This is a genomic window from Micromonospora sp. NPDC085948 (assembly GCF_040686315.1).
Lineage (GTDB): Bacteria > Actinomycetota > Actinomycetes > Mycobacteriales > Micromonosporaceae > Micromonospora.
The window spans coordinates 121,574-142,639 of the sequence record NZ_JBFBJW010000018.1 but is presented as its reverse complement, the minus strand read 5'-3'; the positions used below and the strand labels follow the sequence as shown (position 1 = coordinate 142,639).

The window sequence follows — 21,066 nt, the reverse complement described above, 5'->3', positions numbered from 1 at the left end:
CCCCTACAAAAACCACTAATATTAAACACTCCCCCCCCCCACCCGCCCCTACGCTTCCCGGGGCGGGGGGTCGGCCCCCCCCCGCGGGCCCCCCGCCCCCGGGGCCGCGGCCCCCGCCGCTGGCGGTCAGAGGTACTGGCCGGTGTTGCTGGCGGTCTCGATGGACCGGCCGGCCTCGGCGCCCTTGCCACCGGAGACGAGCGTGCGGATGTAGACGATCCGCTCGCCCTTCTTGCCGGAGATGCGCGCCCAGTCGTCGGGGTTTGTGGTGTTGGGGAGGTCTTCGTTCTCGCGGAACTCGTCGACGCAGGCGTCGAGCAGGTGCTGCAGGCGCAGCCCCTTGCGACCGGAGGTGAGGAACTCCTTGATGGCCATCTTCTTGCTCCGGTCGACGATGTTCTGGATCATCGCGCCGGAGTTGAAGTCCTTGAAGTAGAGGACTTCCTTGTCACCGTTGGCGTAGGTGACTTCGAGGAAGCGGTTCTCCTCGGTTTCGGAGTACATCCGCAGCACCACGGCGTCGATCATCGCCGCGACGGTGGCCTGGGGGTCGGTGCCGTGTTCGGCCAGGTCGTCCGGGTGCAGGGGCAGCCCGGCGAGGATGTACTTGGAGAAGATGTCCTTGGCCGCTTCGGCGTCCGGTCGCTCGATCTTGATTTTCACGTCGAGCCGACCGGGGCGCAGGATCGCCGGGTCGATCATGTCTTCCCGGTTGGAGGCGCCGATGACGATGACGTTCTCCAGCCCCTCCACGCCGTCGATCTCGCTGAGCAGCTGCGGGACGATGGTGTTCTCCACATCGGAGGAGACACCGGAGCCACGGGTCCGGAAGATCGAGTCCATCTCGTCGAAGAACACGATCACCGGGGTGCCCTCGCCGGCCTTCTCCCGTGCCCGTTGGAAGATCAGCCGGATGTGCCGCTCGGTCTCGCCGACGTACTTGTTGAGCAGCTCGGGGCCCTTGATGTTGAGGAAGAAGCTGGTGTGCTTCTCCTTGCCCTGCCGTTCGGCGATCTTCTTGGCCAGCGAGTTGGCCACCGCCTTGGCGATGAGCGTCTTGCCACAGCCGGGCGGGCCGTAGAGCAGGATGCCCTTGGGCGGGCGGAGCTGGTGCTCACGGAACAGGTCCGCGTGCAGGAAGGGAAGCTCCACCGCGTCGCGGATCTGCTCGATCTGCGACTGGAGGCCACCGATGTCGCCGTAGTCGACGTCGGGCACCTCCTCCAGGACCAGCTCCTCGACCTCGCTCTTCGGGATCCGCTCGTACGCGTACGCCGAGCGGGGCTCGATCATGAGCGAGTCGCCGGCTCGGATCGCGGAGCCGATGAGGGTCTCGGCGAGGTGCACGATGCGCTCCTCGTCGGAGTGCGAGACCACCAGCGCCCGGTCACCCGGCCCGCCGTTTGGTCCCTCCAGGATCTCCTTGAGCATCACGACCTCGCCGACCCGCTCATAGCCGAACGCGTCGACGATGTTGAGCGCGTCGTTGAGCAGGACCTCCTGGCCACGGCGCAGGTCACCCACATCCAGCGAGGGTGAGACCGCGACCCGTAGTTTGCGACCGCCGGTGAAGACGTCCACCGAGCCGTCGTCGTGCTTGGCCAGGAAGACGCCATAGCCACTCGGCGGTTGCGCGAGCCGGTCGATCTCCTCCTTGAGCGTCACGATCTGCGTGCGAGCCTCCTTGAGGGTGCTCACCAGCCGGTCGTTGTTCTCGGTCAGCCGCGCCAACTGTGCCTGGGTGGCCGCCAGCCGCTCTTCGAGCTGCCGGACGTGTCGGGGGCTTTCGGTCAACTTGCGCCGCACCAGAGCGAGTTCCTCCTGAAGGAACGCGACCTGCGTGGAGAGATCGTGGGCTTCCTTCTCCCACCGTGCGGCGCGCGAGTCCGCGTCGTCGCTGCGTGCTGCCACGTCCCACCTCCCCGGGGGGCTTGAACGTTCTGCCCTAACACTAGCCGCTATGAGGCCGATTCGGTCCCACGCAACACCCTCGTCACCGAACCTTGATCGCCAAGGGTGGCCTGACGGGCGGTTACCGGCGTTCGGGTACCGTCGGAGTGTAGGACGGGAGAACATGGGGGGTGCACCGGTGACCGAGGTCGCGACCGATCAGCTGCAGGTCTGGGTCGACCAGGATCTGTGCACGGGCGATGGGCTCTGCGTGCAGTACGCGCCGGAGGTTTTCGAGTTCGACATCGACGGTCTGGCGTACGTCAAGGGCGCCGACGGTGAGCTGCTGGCGGCGCCGGGCAGCCGTGTCGACGTGCCCGAGCACCTGCGCCTCGAGGTGATCGACTCGGCGAAGGAGTGCCCGGGCGACTGCATCCACGTGGTGCGCGGCGACGGTGTCGAGGTCGCCGGTCCGGACGCCGAGGAAGACTGAGGCACCCACCGGCCGGGCCGCGCGGCCCGGCCGGACCCGGGAGGGGTACGCCTCAGAGCATCGGACGGCCGACCACCGAGGCGACCAGCCGCGCGAATTCCTCCAGCCGGGCGATCTGCCCGGCTCCCCCGTCGTCGAGGGTCTTGCCGAAGCGCAGCGCGTCGTGCCGGGGTGTGCCCACCATCTCCTCGCTCGGTGGCGCCTCGTCCAGTGAGGTGAGCAGCAGGTAGACGTCGATGCTGTCGACCCGGATCTCGCCGCTGTCGGCGCGGTTGAGCCGCCGCCGGCAGCCGACCTCGGTGACGGTGGAGACCGGCACGACCCGCAACGACGAGGTCATCGAGCCGGGAGGGCCCTCCTCCGGCGGCACGTCCTCGCCGTGCCAGAGGATCAGCCGGCTGCCGTCGCAGACGACGACCTCCTGCCACACGCCGTTGACCTCGTTGACGAAGCGTTCCAGGGTGAAGCCGAGCACGGACGCGCCGCGCAGCACGCCGCCGAGCGCCTCCAGGGCGACGTCCGGGTCGCGCAGGTAGGCCCGCGCCGCCGACTCCAGATCCTGGTAGGGCGACCAGTCGGGAAAGACCGCGGGGAGGTCACCGCCGCCGTAGCCCGGTCGGCTCATGCCAGCGCCTCCCCCTGCTCGGCGGTGCCTCCGGCCAGCTCGATGGTCACGGCCTGTCCATCTCCCCCGCACCGTTGGACTGCGCGTCCGCCACCTGGGCGGCGGCCTGTCGGGCCGCCTCCGCCGCGCGGAGGTCCTGGCGGCGCTGCGCGTACGCCTCGGTGCCCTTGCTGGGCTTGCGTCGGCGCGGCGGCGCGGTGACCCCGGGGGCCAGTTTGCGCGCGGACACCAGGAACGCGGTGTGCGCGATCATCCGGTGGTCCGGCCGGACGGCGAGGCCCTCGGCGTGCCAGTCGCGTACCAGGGACTCCCAGGCGCGCGGCTCGGTCCAGCCGCCGCGCTCGCGCAGCGCCTCCACCAGCTCGGACAGCTGCGGCGTGGTGGCGACGTAGCCGATGAACACCCCGCCCGGGACCAGCGCCCGCTCGACCATGTCGAGAGTCTCCCAGGGGGTCAGCATGTCCAGGATGATCCGGTCGAAGCCGGTCTCCTGGCACTGCGCGACGTCACCGACGTGCAGGTGCCACGACGGGTGCGGCCCGTTGAAGAACGCCTCGACGTTGCGCTTGGCGATCTGGGCGAAGTCGTCGCGCAGCTCGAACGAGTGCAACTCACCCTCGGTGCCGACGGCCCGCAGCAGGGAGCAGCTCAGCGCGCCGGAGCCGGCGCCGGCCTCGAGGACCTTGGCGCCGGGGAAGATGTCACCCATCGCGACGATCTGCGCCGAGTCCTTCGGGTAGATCACCTGGGCGCCGCGCGGCATGGACAGCACATAGTCCGACAGGAGGGGCCGCAGCGCGAGGAACGCGGTGCCGCCACCGGCGGTGGTGACCACGCTGCCGTCGGGGAGCCCGATCAGCGTGTCGTGCGCCAGGATGCCGCGGTGGGTGTGGAACTCCTTGCCGGGCTCCAACGTCACGGTGTGCATCCGCCCCTTGGGGTCGGTCAGCTGAACCCGGTCGCCGGGCCGGAACGGCCCACGGTGCACGGGTGTCAGCGCCGGGGTGGTGGGGTCGGCTCCGACGGTGGAGGGAGTTGCGGTCACGGTGTCATCTTCCGGTTGGGTTCGAGGAGCTGTGCAAGGTCCGCGATGTGCAGAATGCCGACGACATCTTCGCCTGACGTCACCACGTACTGCGCGCCCGGGTAGGTCTGTACGGCCTCCATCACCCGCTCGCCGTCCCAGCCGACCGACAGCGCGGGAAGTGTGCCCAGTGCGCGGGCGACGGCGTCCACCGCCAGCCATGGTCGGCGGTCGACGGGCACCGCGTCGGCGGCGGCCGGGTCGACGAGCGCCACCGGCCGCCCGGTGGAGTCGGTGACCAGCAGGGCCGAGGCGGGCTGCCCGCCTTCGGCGCGTCGGCGCTGGGCTTCGGCCAGGGGCGTACCGGTGGTCACCGGCCAGACCGGGCGGGCCAGCCGGGAGAGGTCGATCAGCGGGAACCGGCGGCTGACCCGGGCGGCCCGGATGGCCTGCCCGGCGCCCCGCCAGAGGGTGACGGCGACCAGCAGCATCAGCGGCAGCGCCAGCGGCGACAGGACGTCGGCCACGGTCAGCAGCCCGACCAGGGCGGCGGTGCCGACCGCGACGGCCCGGCCGGCCCAGCCGGCGACCTCGGTGCCGAGGTGCCGGTCGCGGGTCAGCCCCCACACGGCGGCGCGCAGCGCCCGGCCGCCGTCGAGCGGCAGCCCGGGCAGACTGTTGAACACCGCGACGATGACGTTGCTGACCGCGAGTTGGAAGGCGAGTTGGTGCGCCACCGTCCGTTCGGGCAGGGCGAGGGTGGCGGCGACGGCGAGGACTCCGAGCACCGCGGAGACCGCTGGGCCGGCCAGCGAGACCAGCAGGTCGACACGGGGGGACGGGGCGTCCCGGTCCATCTCGGTGTAGCCGCCGAGCAGTTCCAGGGTGATTCCGCGCACACCGATGCCGTACCGGCGGGCGGTGAGGGCGTGGCCCAGCTCGTGCAGCAGCACCGAGCCGAGCAGCGACACCACGAACCCGAAGCCGATCAGGTAGCCGCTGATCTGCGGCAGGTCGAGCTGTCGGCGGGCGAATTCGGCGTACAGGACGGCGATGAGCACCGCGAACAGGACCATGGAGCCGTTGAGGTGCAGCGGCACCCCGAACACCCGGCCGACGTTCAGGCCGAGACGCCGGTCGGGTCGGCGCGGCGGCGGGGATGTCTGCTCCATCGCCACGATGCTACGGACCGTCGCCGCGCGGGGCGGGCGGCGGTCGGTGTCACACCGGTGCCCTAACCTTTGCCGACATGACGGCGGAATCGGTCACCACCCCCCAGCCCTCCCTCGCGGCGCAGGCACCACCGCCGGTGCGGGCCTCGCTGTCGCCGTCGCGGGCGGCGGATTTCAAGACCTGCCCGCTGCTCTACCGGTTCCGCAGCATCGACCGGCTGCCCGAGCGCACCACGATCGAGCAGGCCCGGGGCACGTTGGTGCACGCGGTGCTGGAGCGCCTGTTCGACCTGCCGGCGACCGGCCGCACGCCGGCGGCGGCCGGCGACCTGGTGGCCCCCCAGTGGGACCGGCTGGTCACCGAGCAGCCGGAGCTGGCCGCGATCTTCGACGGCGCGGAGCCGGCCGGTCCGGTGGAGTTCCTGCGCTCGGCCGCCGGGCTGCTGGAGGGCTACTTCGCGGTGGAGGACCCGACCCGGCTGGAGCCGGCCGAGCGGGAGAGCCTGATCTCGGCGGTGGTCGACGACGAGTTGCTGATCCGGGGCTACCTCGACCGGCTCGACGTCGCTCCGGACGGCGCGCTGCGGGTCGTCGACTACAAGACCGGGGGCGCGCCCCGGGAGGCGTTCGAGGCGCGGGCGCTGTTCCAGCTGAAGTTCTACGCCCTGGTGTTGTGGCGTACCCGGGGGGTGGTGCCCCGGGTGCTGCGGTTGCTCTACCTGCGCGACGCCGAGGTGTTGGACTACACGCCGGACGCCGACGAGCTGGTCCGCTTCGAGCGCACGGTGGTGGCGCTGTGGCGCGCGATCGAGCAGGCCACCGCCCGGCAGGATTTCCGGCCGCGGCCGAGCAAGCTGTGCGACTGGTGCAGTCACCAGGCGCTGTGCCCGAGCTTCGGCGGCACCCCGCCGCCGTTCCCGGTGGCGGCGGCGTCCGCTGATCCGCTGCGCGACGCCCGGTCCGCGCCGGTGGTGCCCGGCGCCGACGAGTGACACACCGCCGCGGGCCACTCGTGCGCGCCGCGGTGTGTCCGGCCGGTCGCTGACCGCCCCCGCCGCGGGCACCGTGGCGGGGGCCGACGCGGTGCCGCGTCGGTGACGACACCGCGGCGGGGAGGCCTCTACCGTGGTCCGCGACGCACGTCCGCCGTACGCGAGGATGAGCGGTGCGGGCACGACGTCGGCGGAACGGGAGACGAGATGACGGATCGGGTGGCCTCGGCGCGGCCGGTGCGGATCCTGCTCGCCGACGACCAACCGCTGCTGCGCACCGGCTTCCGGATGGTGCTGGGGGCCGAGAGTGACCTGAATGTGGTGGCCGAGGCCGGCGACGGTGTGGAGGCGGTGGAGCTGTCCCGCCGGCTGCTGCCCGACGTCGTGCTGATGGACATCCGGATGCCCCGGATGGACGGGGTGGCGGCGACCCGGGCCATCGTCGACTCCCGGCTGCCGGTGCGGGTGCTGGTGCTCACCACCTTCGACCTGGACGAGTACGTGGTGGGGGCGCTGCGCGCGGGCGCCAGCGGCTTCCTGGCCAAGGACGTGCCCGCCGAGGAGTTGATCGCGGCGATCCGCACGGTGGCCGGCGGGGACGCGGTGGTCTCGCCGCGGATCCTGCGCCGGCTGCTGGAGCGCTTCGCCGACCTGCTGCCCGATCCGGCGGCGACGCCCGCACCGGTGCTCAACGCGCTCACCGACCGGGAACGCGAGGTGCTGGTGCAGGTGGCTCGGGGGTTGTCCAACGCCGAGATCGCGGCGGTGCTGTCGGTCAGCGAGACCACGGTGAAGACCCACGTCGGGCGCCTGCTGACGAAGCTGCGACTACGCGATCGGGTGCAGGCCGTGGTGCTGGCGTACGAGTCGGGTCTGATCCGCCCCGGGGCGTAGCCGACGTCCGGCGGCTACCCCACTCGGCGTACTCGGAAATCCCTCCGTGGGGGGACGGCCTTGTTGCCGTGCTCACCTACCGTGACCGGAGACGGCTCGGCGCGGTTGACCCTCCTGTGGCGTGAGGGGGCAGTCTCGGGTTCGGCGCTGTCCACCGGTCGCGGGAAACGGGTCGACCGGTCGTCGGGTCAGGGGCAACCCTGATCCGGCATCGGGGGCCACCCGCAGCGGGAAATCCGCGCCGGGTCCCCCCAGGGGCGGACGGAACGGGCGTGAGCAGCGCCGATGATGGAACAGTCACGCCGGACCATCGGGGGGCGGCGTGAGCAGACGGACAGACGGAAGAGGTAGATGACGTGACCGCGACGGTAGGCCAAGCGCAGGCCGCGGCCCGGGCGAACGACGTGTGGAAGGTGTACGGCAGCGGCGAGGCTCAGGTCGTCGCGCTGCGGGGGGTCAGCGCCGAGTTCGAACGTGGCCGGTTCACCGCGATCATGGGGCCGTCGGGTTCGGGCAAGTCGACGCTGATGCACTGCCTGGCCGGTCTGGACTCGGTGACCCGGGGGACGGTGGCGATCGGTGAGACGACAGTCACCGGGCTGGGCGACGCGGGGCTGACGAAGCTGCGCCGCGACAAGGTGGGCTTCATCTTCCAGCAGTTCAACCTGCTGCCCACGCTGACCGCCAAGGAGAACATCCTGCTGCCGTTGTCGATCGCCGGGCGCAAGCCGGATCCGGCCTGGTACGACACGGTGATCACCACGGTTGGTCTGAAGGACCGGCTGGACCACCGGCCGGCGCAGCTCTCCGGCGGGCAGCAGCAGCGGGTGGCGTGCGCGCGTGCCCTGGTCTCCCGCCCCGAAGTGATCTTCGCGGACGAGCCGACCGGCAACCTGGACTCGCGCTCCGGCGCGGAGGTGCTCAACTTCCTGCGTAGCTCGGTCCGCGAGCACGGCCAGACGATCGTGATGGTCACCCACGACCCGACCGCCGCCGCGTACGCCGACCGGGTGGTCTTCCTCGCCGACGGGCAGATCGTCTCGGAGTTGATCGAGCCGACCGCCGAGACGGTGCTGGACACCATGAAGAAGCTGGACACTCCGGCCGAGGTGGGCAACTGATGTTCCGGGCGACACTGAAGAGTCTGCTGGCCCGCAAGGTCCGGCTGATCCTGTCCGGTCTGGCGGTGGTGCTCGGGGTGATGTTCGTCTCCGGTGCCTTCGTGTTGACCGACACGCTGGGGCGTTCGTTCGACTCCGTCTTCGCCGACGGCTTCTCCGAGATCGACGTGAACGTCGCGGCGAAACCGAAGGTGGAGCTCAGCGAGATGGAGGGCGAGCAGACCTCCGCCCCGCTGCCCGCCGCCCTGGTGGAACGGGTCAAGCAGGTGCCGGGGGTGGCCTCGGCGACCGGCATCGTCAACGCCGACGGCGCCCGCGTGGTCGGCAGCAACGGCAAGGTGATCACCTCGTTCGGTCCGCCCCAGCTGGGTGAGAACTGGATCGGCGAGAGCGACCTGATGCAGTTGCGGGAGGGGCGCGCGCCGCAGGCCGAGGACGAGGTCGTGCTCAACAAGGCGCTGGCCACGGCGGCGAAGGTGCAGGTCGGCCAGAAGGTGGGCGTGCTCACCGCGTTCGAGTCGAAGAAGCGGGACTTCACCCTGGTCGGCATCATGGGCTACAGCGGTGACCGGGACTCGATCGGCGGGGTCAACGAGGTCTTCTTCACCACGCCGGTGGCGCAGCGGCTCATGCTCGGCGAGCCGGACACGTTCAGCAGTGTCACCGTCCGCACCGCCGGTGGGGTCTCCGACGAGACGCTGCGCGACGACGTGGCCCGCGCGCTGGGGCCGGACTTCGAGGTGAAGACCGGTGAGCAGGTGGCCGCGGACGCGTCGGCCGGCCTGAAGGAGGGCTTGTCCTTCTTCAACAAGATTCTGCTCGGCTTCGCCGCGGTGGCGTTGCTGGTCGGCACGTTCCTGATCCTCAACACCTTCTCGATCATCGTCGCGCAGCGCACCCGGGAGTTGGCGTTGATGCGCGCCATCGGGGCCAGCGGTCGGCAGATCATCGGCTCGGTGGTGTTGGAGGCCATCGCGGTGGGGCTGATCGCCTCGGTGCTCGGTCTCGCCGCCGGCATCGGGGTGGGGGCGCTGCTGGCGTTCCTGTTCGGCGAGCTGGCCGGTGGGCTCACCCTGGCCGGGATCGGCGTACCGGCGGCCGCGGTGATCGGCTCGTTCGCGGTTGGTCTGGTCATCACCGTGGTGGCGGCGCTGCTGCCGGCGTTGCGGGCGTCGCGGATCCCGCCGATCGCGGCCATGCAGGACGTGGCCACCCCGGACCGACCGTTGACCAAGATCACCGTGACCGGGTCGCTGGTCACCGGGATCGGCGCGGTGCTGCTGTTCCTCGGGCTCAGCGGCAACGCCCGGGGCAGCACGTTGCCCACCATCCTGGGTGGGGTGCTGTTCGCCTTCATCGGTGTGGCGCTGCTGACCCCGCTGATCAGCCGGCCGGTGGTGAACCTGCTCGGCGCGATCTTCTCCTGGTCGGTGCCGGGCAAGCTGGGCCGACTCAACTCCGGGCGCAACCCGCGCCGCACCGCGATCACCGCCGCGGCGCTGATGGTCGGCATCGCGCTGGTCACCGGCGTCACGGTGATCCTCGACTCGGCCAAGGGCAGCATCAGCGCGCTCGCCCAGGACACCATCAAGGCCGAGTTGGTGATCTCCGGTCAGCAGGGCGGTCCGCGTCCGCCGAGCTTCGACCCGGCGGTGCTGGACAAGGCCAAGGCCCTGCCCGGCGTGCAGCTGGTCGACGGCGAGTACGGCGACATGGCGAAGCTCGACGGCGAGAGCACCTGGGTCGCGGCGAGCAGTGACATCGCGTCGCTGCGGCAGATCTTCGGGGCGAAGGCCACGGCCGGTGACATCGACCGGCTCGGGCCGACCCAGATGCTGTCCAGCTCGGACACGGCCACCTCGCGTGGCTGGTCGGTGGGTTCGACGGTCAAGGTGCAGTTGACCCGGGGTGAGGCGCGGACGTACACCGTCAGCGGCATCTACGAGTCGTCCCAGCTGACCAACCCGGTGACGTTGCCGGTGCAGGCCGCGAAGGACTTCACCATCCCGCAGCCCAGCCAGGGCTTCATCCAGCTCGCCCCCGGCGCCCGGGTCGCCGACGTGCAGCCCCAGGTGGAGACGCTGCTGGCGGACAGCCCCGAGGTGTCGGTGGCCGACCGGGACGCGTTCATCAAGCAGCAGACCGGTCAGCTCGACGGGCTGCTCACGATGATCCAGATCCTGCTGGCCCTGGCCATCGTGATCGCCGTGCTCGGCATCATCAACACCCTGGCGCTGTCGGTGCTGGAGCGGACCCGGGAGTTGGGTCTGCTGCGGGCGATCGGTCTGCGCCGGGGCCAGACGATGGGCATGATCACCGTGGAGGCGGTGGTGATCTCCGTGTTCGGCGCGCTGCTGGGCGTGGCGGTCGGCACCGGTCTCGGCGCCGCGGTGGTCGAGGCGCTCAAGGACGAGGGCATCACCGACCTGATCCTGCCCTGGGGGCAGATGGGTGTCTTCCTCGGTCTCGCCGCGATCATCGGTGTGGTGGCGGCCGTGGTGCCGGCCATCCGGGCGGCCCGGATCAACGTCCTGGGCGCGATCGCCCACGACTGATCGGCAACAGCCGACGCCCCCGGTCGCCAGTGCGATCGGGGGCGTCGGCCGTCCCGGGGCGTTTCGTCCCCGATCGACGCTCAGGCGGCGGGGCGCCGGCCTCTCAGCCGGTCGCCGCGGCCCGGTCGGTCAGCAGCGCCGCGAGCAGCCCCAGGTCCACGCCGGTCAGGCTCTCCACCTGATGTACGCCGGCAGTGCGCGCGAGCGCCACCTCCGCCGGTACGGCCAGCACCGCCGCACCCGAGGCGAGCGCGCTGGCCACCCCGGTCGGCGAGTCCTCGATCGCCACGCAACGCTCGATCGGCACACCGAGCTGCCGGGCGGCGGTCAGGTAGGGCTCGGGGTGCGGCTTGGCCGCCACCACCTCGTCGCCGGCGACCACGGTGTCGAAGGTGTCCCGGCCCAGGGTGTCCAGGGCGATCTCGACGAGCGCCCGGGGGCTGGAGGTGACCAACGCGGTGGGGATCCCCGCCGAGCGGACCGCGCGCAGCAACTCGAAGGCGCCGGGCCGCCAGGGCAGTCCGGTGCGGAACAACTCCAGGATCCGGGCGTTGATCCACGCCGCGCTGATCTCCGGATCCCGTTCGGGTTGCCCCAGGTCGTCGTGCAGGATGCGCATCGACTCGGCCATGGCAGTGCCGATGATCGACCGGCGGGCGTCCTCGGACAGCTCCCCGCCGTACTCCCGGGCGAGTTCCTGCAGCGCGACGTCCCACAGCTTCTCGCTGTCGACGAGCGTGCCGTCCATGTCGAAGAGCACGGCGGCAAGGTGGTGGCTGCTCAGCGGATCCTCCAGGGTCGTGGCCGACACCGGCGATCCTGCCAGGCCGGCACCCCGCTGGTGACCGCGATGGGCGCCGACGTGATCCGGGCAACCCGCTCAGCCCAGGTCGCAGGCCTCCAGCGAACGCTCGTAGCCGCGGAAGAACGAGTCGGTGCGCTGCTCGGCGGTGCCGTGCGAGCCCTCCGCGAACCACGGCTGGTCCGGGTCGTCGCCCACGGCCGCCAGCCCCTCACGGAACTCGTCGAGGTCACCGTCGGCCAGGGTCAGGACCTTGGCGCGCACCGAGTCGCCGAGGTACGCGCCGGCCATGCAGTCGGCCTGCAACTCCTGCTGGATGGTGAAGCTGTAGTTGATGCCGAGCCGCACCTGGATGCCGTGGGCGTACTCGTGGCCGAGCAGGTAGAACACGAACGCGTCACCGACCTGGCGGAACGCCGCCACCGACCAGGCGATGTCGTACGCGATGAAGTCGCCCCGGGAGCAGTAGACGGCGTTGTTGCGGGGCAGCGGTTCTCCCCCGCAGGACACCTCGCCCGCCCGCTGGTACGGGGTGATCCGCCGGATCGGTTGGAACCGCTGCCCGGACTCCTTGAACTGGGCCGCCCAGTACCGTTCGGCGATCGTCTGCGCGTCGGCGACGTCCTGCTCGAATTCGGCGACACTTGTGGTGCCGTCGGCCCGGGTGGTGTTCGGCGCCGGGGATCCCTGCGAACGGGCCGGCGCGGGGCGCTCGCCCTCCGGCTCGGCCAGCCCGCCCCCGGCGCAGGCGAGCGACAGCAGGGCGGCGATCAGCAGGGCCGCCAGCGGTCCCCGGGCGGCGCGTCCTGACCGTGTGCCCACTGTGCCTCCCCAGACATCCGTGCTCGCGCTGGTAGTACCCCGACGATACGACCCCACGCCCACGCACCGGATTCACGTGCGGCGGCTGCGGATGGTTCACGGCAACCGTGTCGTACGGCCAGAATGAGCCGGGGCGGGTGCGGCCGTCCGGCGAGGAGGGTCGTCGTGCACGAGCTGGGCAGCCGCCGTCGCCGTCAGCCGGCCCCGCCACACGTCGTGTGGCGTTCGCTGCGCGACCCGTACGAGGTCGGTGCCCGGCCCTGGCTGGAGCTGCGTGACGACGAGGTGGCGCCCCGGGTGCTCGCCAGCTACGCGCCCGTACTGCTGATCTGGTCGTCGCTGTGGCCGCACCGGCCGCTGGACCGGATCCGTTTCGACCTGGCCGCCGACCCACCCGGCCCGGAGTGCGCGCTGCGGTGGACGCTCACCACCGGCGGGGACGTGCCGAGCGAGAGCACACTGGGGTACCTGCGGCACCGGCTCAACTACCTGATCAACGACCGGCTCCGCCGTTCCTACGGTCAGTGAGCCGTCAGCCGCCGGCAGCGCCGCCGCGCTGCCAGGTGTCGCCCTGGTCGCCGTGTCGCTCGGCCTCGTAGCGCTGCTGCCGGCCGAGGGCATCCCGACCGGCCGTGCGTTCGTCGTTCCCGACCTCGCCGGTCCGCCGCCCCCGCCGAACCACAACCCCGAACGCGGCAACAGCCACCGCAGCGAAACCTCCCACCACAGCCCAAACCACCGCCATGGCACCAACCTAGACCACCCCACCCCACCCCTCCCCCGTTGATCATGGAGTTATTGCCACTCGCATCGGCGTGTCGGAGCTATAACCTCATGATCAACGGATCGAATCGGGCGGGGGCCGGGGGTGGGTGTCCGGGTTGGGGGTTGGGCTTCGACGTTTCTGGTGAGCGGCGCCGGAGGCGGTGCCAGCGACACGAGGAGACACCCGTGAAGTACATGATTTTGCTGTACGGCTCCCAGCAGGACTACGACGTGTTGTCGGGGCGGGCTTCCGACCGGCCCGCGATGTCGGCCGAGCAGATCGCGGCGATGCACCAGCACATGGAGACGTTCCACCAGGCGCTGGCCGAGTCCGGGGAGTTGGTGGACGCCCAGGGCCTGAGCGAGCCCGTGCACGCGCGCCGGGTGCAGGTACGCGAGGGCGCACCCGTGGTCACCGACGGCCCGTACCCGGAGACGCAGGAGGTCCTGGCCGGTTACACGATCGTGGAGTGCGCCAGCTTCGACCGGGCCACCGAGATCGCCGCCGGGCTGGTCGACCCGGACGCCCCCGGCGGGTACGTGGACGTGCGGCCGGTGCTGGAGGGCATCGAGGACCTGGCCGGCTGACCGATGCCGCAGACACCCGTCGAGGACCTGCTGCGCGCGCTGGCGCCGCAGGTCCTCGGCGCGCTGGTCCGTCGCTACGGGCACTTCGACACCGCTGAGGACGCCGTGCAGGAGGCGCTGATCGCCGCGGCCGACGGTTGGCCGCGCGACGGCGTACCGGACAACCCGCGCGGCTGGCTGATCACCGTCGCGTCCCGCCGGCTGACCGACCTGCTGCGCCGGGAGCAGGCCCGGATGCGGCGGGAGGACACGGTGGCGCGGTGGGTGCTGCCCGAGCAGTGGCGCGCTCCGGCGGCCGACCAGCAGCCCGCGGACGCCGACGACACACTCATCCTGCTGTTCCTGTGCTGCCACCCGGCGCTGTCGCCGGCGTCGCAGATCGCGCTCACACTGCGGGCGGTCGGCGGGTTGAGCACCGCCGAGGTGGCGCGCGCGTTCCTGGTGCCGGAGGCGACGATGACCCGGCGGATCAGTCGGGGCAAGCAGCGGATCCGCGACAGTGGGCTGCGGTTCGCGCCGCCGACCGGCCCGCAGCGCGCCGACCGGCTCGCCGCCGTGCTGCACGTGCTCTACCTGATCTTCACGGAGGGGTACGCCCGCACGGCCGGGCCCGGGTTGCTGCGCGCCGACCTGACCTCCGAGGCGATCCGGCTGACCCGCCTGGTGCACCGGCTGGTGCCCGAGGATCCCGAGGTGACCGGGCTGCTCGCGTTGATGCTGCTCACCGACGCCCGAGCGCCGGCCCGGATCGGCGCGCACGGCGAGCTGGTGCCGATGGCCGAGCAGGACCGCTCCCGGTGGCGGGCCGACCAGATCGCCGAGGGGGTCGGGTTGATCAGCGCGGCGCTGCCGCGCGGGGTCGTCGGGGCGTACCAGGTGCAGGCGGCCATCGCGGCCGTGCACGATGAGGCACCCAGCGCGGCAGCCACCGACTGGGCGCAGATCACCGCCCTGTACGAGGTGCTCCTCCAGATGTCCGACAATCCGGTGGTGGCGCTCAACCACGCGGTGGCGGTGGCCATGAGTCGGGGCACGCCGGCCGGGTTGGCGCTGCTCGCCGACCTGGCCGACGACCCGCGGCTGGCCGACGACCCGCGGCTGCCGGCCGCCCGCGCCCACCTGTGGGAGCTGCGGGGTGAGCGGGTCGCGGCGCGGGAGGCGTACCGGATGGCGGCGGCGCGCTCGACGAACCTGGCGCAGCAGCGCTACCTGAACGCCCGCGCGGACCGTCTCGGGGGCGACCCGCCGCCCGCCGGCTGAGCCGGGCGGCGGACGGTCAGGGACTCGCGGCCAGGAAGACGAAGGCGGCCAGCAACACCAGGTGTACGCCACCCTGCAGCACGTTGGCCCGGCCCGGCACGACGGTCAGCACCGCGGTCACCGCGGTCAGCGCGAGCAGGGCGAGCTGGGTGCCGCCGAGGCCGAGCAGCAGGGGGCCGTCCAGCCAGATCGAGGCGATGGCGATGGCCGGGATAGTCAGGCCGATGCTGGCCATCGCGGAGCCGAGGGCGAGGTTCAGGCTGATCTGTACGCGGTCGCGGCGGGCGGCGCGCGCGGCGGCGAGGGTCTCCGGCAGCAGCACCAGCAGGGCGATGATCACACCGACGAACGCGTGCGGCAGGTTCGCGGCCGCGACACCGGCCTCGATGGTCGGGGAGACCGTCTTCGCGTCGCCCACCACCGCGATCAACGCCACCAGCAGCAGCCCCAGGCTGATCAGCGCCGCTCGGGTCGTCGGCGGTTTGGCGTGCTCCTCGGCGTCGATCACCCGGCCCTGGCTGTCCACCGGCAGGAAGTAGTCGCGGTGCCGGCCGGTCTGCACGAGCACGAACAGCCCGTACAAGGCCAGCGACGCGACGGCGGCGAAGGTGAGTTGGGCCGGGCTGAACTCCGGGCCGGGCCGGGCCGTGGTGAAGGTCGGGATGACCAGACTCAGCGTGGCCAGGGTGATCACGGTGGCCAGCGCGCCGCCGGTGCCCTCCGGGTTGAACACGGCGACGCGCCGGCGCAGCGCCCCGAGCAGCAGCGACAGGCCGAGGATGCCGTTGCAGGTGATCATGACGGCGGCGAAGACGGTGTCGCGGGCGAGCGACTGGGTCTTCTCCGGGCCGCTGATCATCAGCGTGACGATGAGGGCGACCTCGATCACGGTGACCGCGACGGCGAGCACCAGCGACCCGTACGGCTCCCCCACCCGGTGGGCGACCACCTCCGCGTGGTGCACGGCCGCCAGCACCGCACCTCCCAGCAGCACCGCGACCACCACGATGATCGGAGCCGGCAGGTCCCGCCCCCAGGTGGCGAGCAGCACCAGCACGGCGAGCACGGGTACGGCGACGGTCCAGTCGGTCATCCGGGAGCGAAGCAGGGTGGCCATGGCGTACAGAGTGCCAGGCGACCTGATCATGTGCCCACCATCGACGCAGGCGGGTCACCAAACCCGTAACCCATGGGTTACGCTTCTGGTGTGGACGAGGTGGCCACCGCAATCGCGGACCCGGTGCGACGGCACATCCTGACCATGCTGCGCGCCGAACCCCTCTCTGCCGGCGACATCGCCCAACGGTTCGCGATCAGCCGACCCGCCATCAGCCGCCACCTACGGGTGCTGCGCGAGAGCGGGCTGGTCCGCGACGAGGTCGTGGGCCGACACCGGATCTACCGCCTCGACCCCGGCCCACTCGCCCCGCTGGCCGACTGGCTCGCCGGGCTGGTCGGCACCGACCGGTGGGAGCGACACCTCGACGCGCTGGAGACCGAGATCTATCGCACCCGCCGAGAGCGCCGCAGCAGCGGCCCGGCGGAGCATCGAAGGGAGCACACGGCATGACCCGTACGCCCACCGGACGCCTGTTTCGCACCGACGCCGGCCACGACCTCGTCCTCACCCGGACCTTCCGCGCCCCGGCGGAGGACGTCTGGGCCAGTCTGACCGAGCCGGAGCGCACGGCCCGCTGGTACGGCCCGTGGGAGGGCGACGCCGCGCCCGGACGGACCGTCCGGCTCCAGATGGCCTTCGAGGAGGAACAGCCCTGGTCTGAGGTCCACATCGACGCGTGCGAGCCACCGCGACGCCTCGCCGTCTCGCTGATCGACAGCTACGGCACCTGGCGGCTGGAGCTGGCGCTGACCGAGACCGACGGCACCACCGAGTTGCGGTTCGTCCAGCACCTCACGAGCGTGGAGGGCATCGCCGAGGTCGGTGCCGGCTGGGAGTACTACCTGGACCTGCTCGTCGCCTCCCGGGACGGCTCACCCCGGCCCGAGTTCGACGAGTACCACCCCGCCATGCAGCCCTACTACCAGGGGCTCGCCGGGCAGCTGGTGAACGAGGGCCGGCAGTGAGGGGCAGCAGCTCACCGAGGAGGGGCGCCCGTGCACGCGCGTTGCCCTGAGTGCGGAGGGGCGTTGCCGGCGACCGGCGACTGCTGGACGCGGCTGCACGAGCTGCTGGAGATCGAGACCCGCGTGCTACCCGCTCTCGAACCGGAGGCGGGGATGCGCGCGCACTTCTTCGCGGTGGCCACGTACCAGCTCCAGCATCCGTCCCGGCTCACGACCGAGACGCTCGACCGCCTGCACGCCGCGGTCGACGAGATGACCGGTCCCGGCGCGCCTCCGATCGCGCACCTGCGCCGCGAGATGGGCCGCTTCGCGGCCGGCTCGCGGAAGGTCACCCGGTCGGCGCCGCCCACCGATCGTTCGCACCTCGACAAGCGCTGGCCGGTGTCGTGGTCGGTCACGGCCCAGGACGTCACGGAGCGACCGGAGGCGGAGTATCCCGACGCCGTCGGCCGCTGGGCGGTCGCGACGCTCGCCGACCTCCGTGTCGCGCTGGCCGGCCAGCACTCGCGAGACACGCCCTAGGGGTCGAGCTCCCGCCGCAGCCTGGCGAACTCGGCGGTCAACGTGGGCAGGGGGAAGTGTGCGTTCAGGCCGCTGGGGTTGGGCAGCACCCACACCCGGGCCGGACCCAGCCGATCCGGCTGCGGACCCAGCCCGGCCTTCGGTCGGACAAAGGCGATCCGGTACGCGGTCACCCCGAGGATCGCCACCCACCGCGGCCGGTACCGCTCGGCCTTCACCGCCAACCCCGTCAACCCGGCCACCAGCTCCGCCGAGGTCAGCTCGTCGGCGCGGGCGGTGGCCCGGTTGCTCAGGCTGGTGATGCCCAGTCCCTGGCGAAGCAACTCGTCGTGCTCCCACGGGTGCAGCTCCCGGTCGGTGAACCCGCCACCGTGCAGGGCCGGCCAGAACCGGCTGCCCCGGCGGGCGAAGGGCAACCCCACGGCGGCGGAGTAGAGACCCGGGTTGAAGCCACAGAACAGCACCCGCAGGCCGGGGCCGATCACGTCGGCCAGGCCCCGGCCGGCCGCCGCCGCCACCTCCTGCGGGGTCGGCCGCCGAAACGGCCCCGCCCGCTGCGCGTCCACCCCACCGATCCTGCCGTACGCGCGGGCACCGGACGCGGCGCACGCCGATGATCACGACGTGGCACCATCCACGGATGCAGTCAGCCGACCACCTCGCCGCCAGCCGCCACGCCCGGATGCGCTGGAACACGCCGCTGGCACCGGAGCACGCGGCGTTGCTGCTGCAACGACTCGACGTCCGCCCCGGCGCGCGCGTGCTCGATCTCGGCTGCGGTTGGGGTGAGCTGCTGCTGCGCGCGGTCGCCGCCGGGGGCGTGTCCGGTCCGGTCGCGACGCGCGGCGTCGGCGTCGACACCGACGGCGACGCCCTGGAGCGGGGACGGCGACTGGCCGCGGACCGGTCGCTGAACCGGCACGTCACCTTCGTCGAGGGTGAGGCGGCGGCCTGGCAGGAGCCGGCCGACCGGGTGCTCTGCATCGGATCGGCGCACGCCTTCGGCGGTACCCTGCCCGCGCTCGACGCGCTCACCGCCGTGGTCCGACCCGGTGGCCGACTCCTGCTCGGTGACGCGTACTGGGAGCGCCCTCCGACACCGGAGGTCGAGGAGATCTTCGGCCGGGACGTGGTGACCCTCCCGGGGCTGGTCGAGGCCGCCCGGGAACGCGGCTGGCGGGTGCTGCACCTGAGCACCGCCGACCAACGGGAGTGGGACGACTTCGAGTCCACCTGGCTCGCGGGCCGCCAGGAGTGGCTGCTGACGTACCCGGAGGATCCCCGCGCGGCCGATGTCCGCACGCAGCTCGACGACAGGTTGCGCGAGTACGTCGACGGCTACCGGGGCATCCTCGGGCTCGCCTACCTCGTCCTCGGTCGCTGACGGCCCGTGTTGCCGCCGCTGGCTACGCTGCCGGTGGTGAACGGCAACCCTCGCGTCGCCCTGCCCGGGCGGATCCTCGTCGTCTACGCGGGCGCCGTGCTGGTGTGGCTGGCGCTCGGGGCTCTGCTCGACCGCGAGTACGACCGTCCGACCCATGCCGCCGGGGCGGTCCTCACGACGGCGCTCGTCGTACCCCTGGTCGTGGTTGCCCGCCACCGGCTCGACCGGCGCCCCTGGGCCGGTCTCGGCCTGCCCTCGCTGCGGTCCGGTTGGCGGCGCCTGCTGCTCGGCATGGCCTGCTGGCTGTTGCCCGCCGCCCTCGGGTTCGCGCTCTGCCTCGGTCTCGGCTGGGTCGAGATCAGCATTCGGACGTCCGTCGGGGACGCGCTTCGGGTGGCGGCGTTGCTGGTCGTGCTCGTCGGGCTGAAAGAGGCGCTGCCGGAGGAACTCGTCTTCCGTGGCTACCTGCAGCACAACCTCGCCACCCGGTGGCCGGCCGGGCGGGCGGTGATCGGGCAGGCGGTGTTGTTCACCGTGTTCGGGTTCCTCATCGGGGCCGCCCGGTCCGTCGACCGGATCGCGCTGTTCCTCGTCTTCGCTCTCCTGCTGGGCGCCTTCCGTGCCGCCACCGGCGACGTGTGGGCGAGCATCGGCTTCCACGTGGCCTTCCAGACGGTCGCCCAGTTGTTCGGTGACGTCGGAGCGGTCTTCGACGTCACCGGTTCGGCCGTCCTGGGAGTCGTGGCCATGGGCGCGATCCCGTTCTCGGTCGGCTGGCTGGTCGTCCGTCGTCACTACCGCGACCGCCTGGACTGGCGGGCGGTCGCACCGGACCCGGTGCGCTGAGGGCGCGAGCGTCGGCGTTTCGCCCACCGGCGGGACCGTCCTGGGGAAGAGTGGCAGGCGAGAGCTGTCGTCGACGACCCAGCGGTGGCACGGCGTCGCCCCGCCCGCGGAGGTTTCAGATGAGCGACCAGTCCCCCGCCATGCAGGCGCGCAACGTCGTGCTGGTCCACGGCGCGTACGCCGACGGCTCCTCCTGGTCCGACGTCATCCCCCTGCTCCAGCGCGCCGGGCTGACCGTCACCGCGGTGCAGAATCCGCTGACCTCCCTGGCCGACGACGTCGCCGCCACCAACCGTGCCCTCGACCGCCAGGACGGGCCGACGGTGCTGGTGGGCCACTCCTGGGCCGGCACGGTCATCAGCGACGCCGGTAACCATCCCCGGGTGAGCGCCCTGGTGTACGTGGCAGCCCGCGCGCCGGACGTCGGCGAGGACTTCACCGCGCTGGCGGCAAAGTACCCCACGCCGCCGGCGAACGCCGGTCTCGTGCACCACGACGGGTACGCCCAGCTCAGCGAGAGTGCTTTTCTGACCGATTTCGCCGGCGGGGTGGAGGAGGCTCGCGCCCGCGCCCTCTACGCGGTGCAGGGGCCGATCGCCGGGGACCTGTTCCAGGGCCGCACGACGACGGCCGCCTGGCGGAACCGACCCTGCTACTACTCGATCTCCACGCAGGACCGCACGACCGCGCCGGAGCTGGAACGGTTCCTGGCCGACCGGATGGACGCAACGACGATCGAGGTCGAATCGTCGCATCTTGCCATGGTCACCCACCCGGAGACGATCGCCGACCTCATCCTCATGGCGACCCGGGGCACTCGCGGTGGCGCGTCGGACGAGCGGGGTTAACCGCCCGACGCGCACCGGGGTCGGCGGGTCAAACCGGCAGCGCCGCGCCCTGTTCGACGCGAAGTTCTCGTCTTGGCGGGTGGACCTGCCGCCGACCACGCGCCGCGCCGCAGCGCCCGCGCCGTCCGCGTCGACGGACCCCGGGGCCGGAGCACGTGGGCTTGACGAGGGCCAGACATCGGAGGTTTACTGCGTCAGCGATGCCAGTCGATACAATTGATCGTCCACAGTGTCGGTCGAGTCGGCCGACTGGCGCAGTGACCCGTCCCCCATCACCCCACCACCCCCCGCACCACCTCAGCCGAGCATCGGCGGCCCGGCTTCCGCACCACCGCCACTGCGGCCCCGGCCTGCCCCCGTGCACAGCCTGAGGTCGAC

Annotated in this window: 23 protein-coding genes; 14 read left to right on the top strand and 9 right to left on the bottom strand. The window is 71.9% G+C overall.

What is annotated here, in order from left to right; genetic code table 11:
* Nucleotides 1-126: 126 nt before the first annotated feature.
* Nucleotides 127-1,911 carry a proteasome ATPase gene (gene arc / locus AB0O48_RS31510; RefSeq protein WP_357254251.1) on the bottom strand — a complete coding sequence of 595 codons (1,785 nt, stop codon included), beginning with the start codon at nucleotides 1,909-1,911 and terminating at the stop codon, nucleotides 127-129.
* 178 nt (nucleotides 1,912-2,089) lie between these two features.
* On the opposite strand from arc, the gene AB0O48_RS31505 reads away from it, so the two are divergent.
* Nucleotides 2,090-2,383, top strand: coding sequence for a ferredoxin (locus tag AB0O48_RS31505; RefSeq protein WP_357254249.1), 294 nt, complete (start codon nucleotides 2,090-2,092; stop codon nucleotides 2,381-2,383).
* A 52-nt stretch (nucleotides 2,384-2,435) separates the two neighbouring features.
* On the opposite strand, the gene AB0O48_RS31500 is transcribed toward AB0O48_RS31505, so the two are convergent.
* The 3 genes from AB0O48_RS31500 to AB0O48_RS31490 are packed head-to-tail and all read right to left on the bottom strand — an operon-like array spanning nucleotide 2,436 to nucleotide 5,141.
* The gene (locus AB0O48_RS31500) at nucleotides 2,436-3,008 is read right to left on the bottom strand and encodes a hypothetical protein (RefSeq protein ID WP_355029057.1); all 573 of its coding nucleotides are present in this window, start codon (nucleotides 3,006-3,008) and stop codon (nucleotides 2,436-2,438) included.
* Between the two features lie 46 nt (nucleotides 3,009-3,054).
* Nucleotides 3,055-4,005, bottom strand: coding sequence for a tRNA (adenine-N1)-methyltransferase (locus AB0O48_RS31495; protein ID WP_357254281.1), 951 nt, complete (start codon nucleotides 4,003-4,005; stop codon nucleotides 3,055-3,057).
* A 44-nt stretch (nucleotides 4,006-4,049) separates the two neighbouring features.
* Nucleotides 4,050-5,141: a site-2 protease family protein gene (locus AB0O48_RS31490; protein ID WP_357572615.1), complete on the bottom strand. Its 1,092-nt coding sequence runs from the start codon at nucleotides 5,139-5,141 to the stop codon at nucleotides 4,050-4,052.
* Nucleotides 5,142-5,281: 140 nt separating this feature from the next.
* Between AB0O48_RS31490 and AB0O48_RS31485 the strand changes: the two genes are divergently transcribed.
* The 4 genes from AB0O48_RS31485 (at nucleotide 5,282) to AB0O48_RS31470 (ending at nucleotide 10,766) form a co-directional block, all read left to right on the top strand.
* Nucleotides 5,282-6,196 carry a PD-(D/E)XK nuclease family protein gene (locus AB0O48_RS31485; protein ID WP_357254247.1) on the top strand — a complete coding sequence of 305 codons (915 nt, stop codon included), beginning with the start codon at nucleotides 5,282-5,284 and terminating at the stop codon, nucleotides 6,194-6,196.
* Nucleotides 6,197-6,403: 207 nt separating this feature from the next.
* Nucleotides 6,404-7,090 carry a response regulator transcription factor gene (locus AB0O48_RS31480; protein WP_357254245.1) on the top strand — a complete coding sequence of 229 codons (687 nt, stop codon included), beginning with the start codon at nucleotides 6,404-6,406 and terminating at the stop codon, nucleotides 7,088-7,090.
* 356 nt (nucleotides 7,091-7,446) lie between these two features.
* A complete protein-coding gene (locus tag AB0O48_RS31475; protein ID WP_357254243.1) occupies nucleotides 7,447-8,211 on the top strand; it encodes an ABC transporter ATP-binding protein in 765 nt (254 codons plus the stop codon).
* Entirely contained in the window at nucleotides 8,211-10,766 is a 2,556-nt protein-coding gene (locus AB0O48_RS31470) for an ABC transporter permease (RefSeq protein WP_357254241.1), read from the top strand. The genes AB0O48_RS31475 and AB0O48_RS31470 overlap by 1 nt, the downstream gene beginning before the upstream one ends.
* Nucleotides 10,767-10,869: 103 nt before the next feature.
* On the opposite strand, the gene AB0O48_RS31465 is transcribed toward AB0O48_RS31470, so the two are convergent.
* Entirely contained in the window at nucleotides 10,870-11,526 is a 657-nt protein-coding gene (locus AB0O48_RS31465) for an HAD family phosphatase (RefSeq protein ID WP_357572614.1), read from the bottom strand.
* A gap of 120 nt (nucleotides 11,527-11,646) precedes the next feature.
* Complete coding sequence (locus tag AB0O48_RS31460; RefSeq protein ID WP_357254239.1) at nucleotides 11,647-12,447, bottom strand: neutral zinc metallopeptidase; 801 nt, start codon at nucleotides 12,445-12,447, stop codon at nucleotides 11,647-11,649.
* Between the two features lie 108 nt (nucleotides 12,448-12,555).
* Here AB0O48_RS31460 and AB0O48_RS31455 point away from each other — a divergent pair, with 108 nt between their 5' ends.
* Nucleotides 12,556-12,918, top strand: coding sequence for a hypothetical protein (locus tag AB0O48_RS31455; protein WP_357572608.1), 363 nt, complete (start codon nucleotides 12,556-12,558; stop codon nucleotides 12,916-12,918).
* Nucleotides 12,919-12,922: 4 nt separating this feature from the next.
* Here the strand turns inward: AB0O48_RS31455 and AB0O48_RS31450 are convergent, their stop codons facing one another.
* Nucleotides 12,923-13,096: a hypothetical protein gene (locus AB0O48_RS31450; protein WP_357254236.1), complete on the bottom strand. Its 174-nt coding sequence runs from the start codon at nucleotides 13,094-13,096 to the stop codon at nucleotides 12,923-12,925.
* 254 nt (nucleotides 13,097-13,350) lie between these two features.
* Between AB0O48_RS31450 and AB0O48_RS31445 the strand changes: the two genes are divergently transcribed.
* Complete coding sequence (locus AB0O48_RS31445; RefSeq protein ID WP_357254275.1) at nucleotides 13,351-13,743, top strand: YciI family protein; 393 nt, start codon at nucleotides 13,351-13,353, stop codon at nucleotides 13,741-13,743.
* 3 nt (nucleotides 13,744-13,746) lie between these two features.
* Nucleotides 13,747-15,003, top strand: a complete 1,257-nt coding sequence (locus AB0O48_RS31440; RefSeq protein WP_357572607.1) for a sigma-70 family RNA polymerase sigma factor — start codon at nucleotides 13,747-13,749, stop codon at nucleotides 15,001-15,003.
* 16 nt (nucleotides 15,004-15,019) lie between these two features.
* Here AB0O48_RS31440 and AB0O48_RS31435 read toward each other — a convergent pair whose 3' ends face one another.
* Nucleotides 15,020-16,120, bottom strand: coding sequence for an ionic transporter y4hA (locus AB0O48_RS31435; RefSeq protein ID WP_357254273.1), 1,101 nt, complete (start codon nucleotides 16,118-16,120; stop codon nucleotides 15,020-15,022).
* Nucleotides 16,121-16,210: 90 nt separating this feature from the next.
* Here AB0O48_RS31435 and AB0O48_RS31430 point away from each other — a divergent pair, with 90 nt between their 5' ends.
* The 3 genes from AB0O48_RS31430 to AB0O48_RS31420 are packed head-to-tail and all read left to right on the top strand — an operon-like array spanning nucleotide 16,211 to nucleotide 17,610.
* Nucleotides 16,211-16,573, top strand: coding sequence for a metalloregulator ArsR/SmtB family transcription factor (locus tag AB0O48_RS31430; RefSeq protein WP_357254232.1), 363 nt, complete (start codon nucleotides 16,211-16,213; stop codon nucleotides 16,571-16,573).
* Nucleotides 16,570-17,088 carry an SRPBCC family protein gene (locus AB0O48_RS31425; protein WP_357254230.1) on the top strand — a complete coding sequence of 173 codons (519 nt, stop codon included), beginning with the start codon at nucleotides 16,570-16,572 and terminating at the stop codon, nucleotides 17,086-17,088. Before AB0O48_RS31430 ends, AB0O48_RS31425 begins: the two co-directional genes overlap by 4 nt.
* A 30-nt stretch (nucleotides 17,089-17,118) precedes the next feature.
* Complete coding sequence (locus AB0O48_RS31420) at nucleotides 17,119-17,610, top strand: DUF5946 family protein (protein ID WP_357572606.1); 492 nt, start codon at nucleotides 17,119-17,121, stop codon at nucleotides 17,608-17,610.
* Here the strand turns inward: AB0O48_RS31420 and mug are convergent.
* Nucleotides 17,607-18,176: a G/U mismatch-specific DNA glycosylase gene (gene mug, locus AB0O48_RS31415; protein WP_357254228.1), complete on the bottom strand. Its 570-nt coding sequence runs from the start codon at nucleotides 18,174-18,176 to the stop codon at nucleotides 17,607-17,609. The genes AB0O48_RS31420 and mug overlap by 4 nt on opposite strands.
* 74 nt (nucleotides 18,177-18,250) lie before the next feature.
* Between mug and AB0O48_RS31410 the strand changes: the two genes are divergently transcribed.
* From AB0O48_RS31410 to AB0O48_RS31400, 3 genes are all read left to right on the top strand, one after another.
* On the top strand, nucleotides 18,251-18,994 hold the full coding sequence (locus AB0O48_RS31410) for a methyltransferase domain-containing protein (protein ID WP_357254226.1): 744 nt from the start codon (nucleotides 18,251-18,253) through the stop codon (nucleotides 18,992-18,994).
* Nucleotides 18,995-19,030: 36 nt separating this feature from the next.
* Nucleotides 19,031-19,840: a CPBP family intramembrane glutamic endopeptidase gene (locus tag AB0O48_RS31405; RefSeq protein ID WP_357572605.1), complete on the top strand. Its 810-nt coding sequence runs from the start codon at nucleotides 19,031-19,033 to the stop codon at nucleotides 19,838-19,840.
* A 119-nt stretch (nucleotides 19,841-19,959) separates the two neighbouring features.
* A complete protein-coding gene (locus AB0O48_RS31400) occupies nucleotides 19,960-20,688 on the top strand; it encodes an alpha/beta hydrolase (RefSeq protein ID WP_357572604.1) in 729 nt (242 codons plus the stop codon).
* The last annotated feature ends 378 nt before the right edge of the window (nucleotides 20,689-21,066 follow it).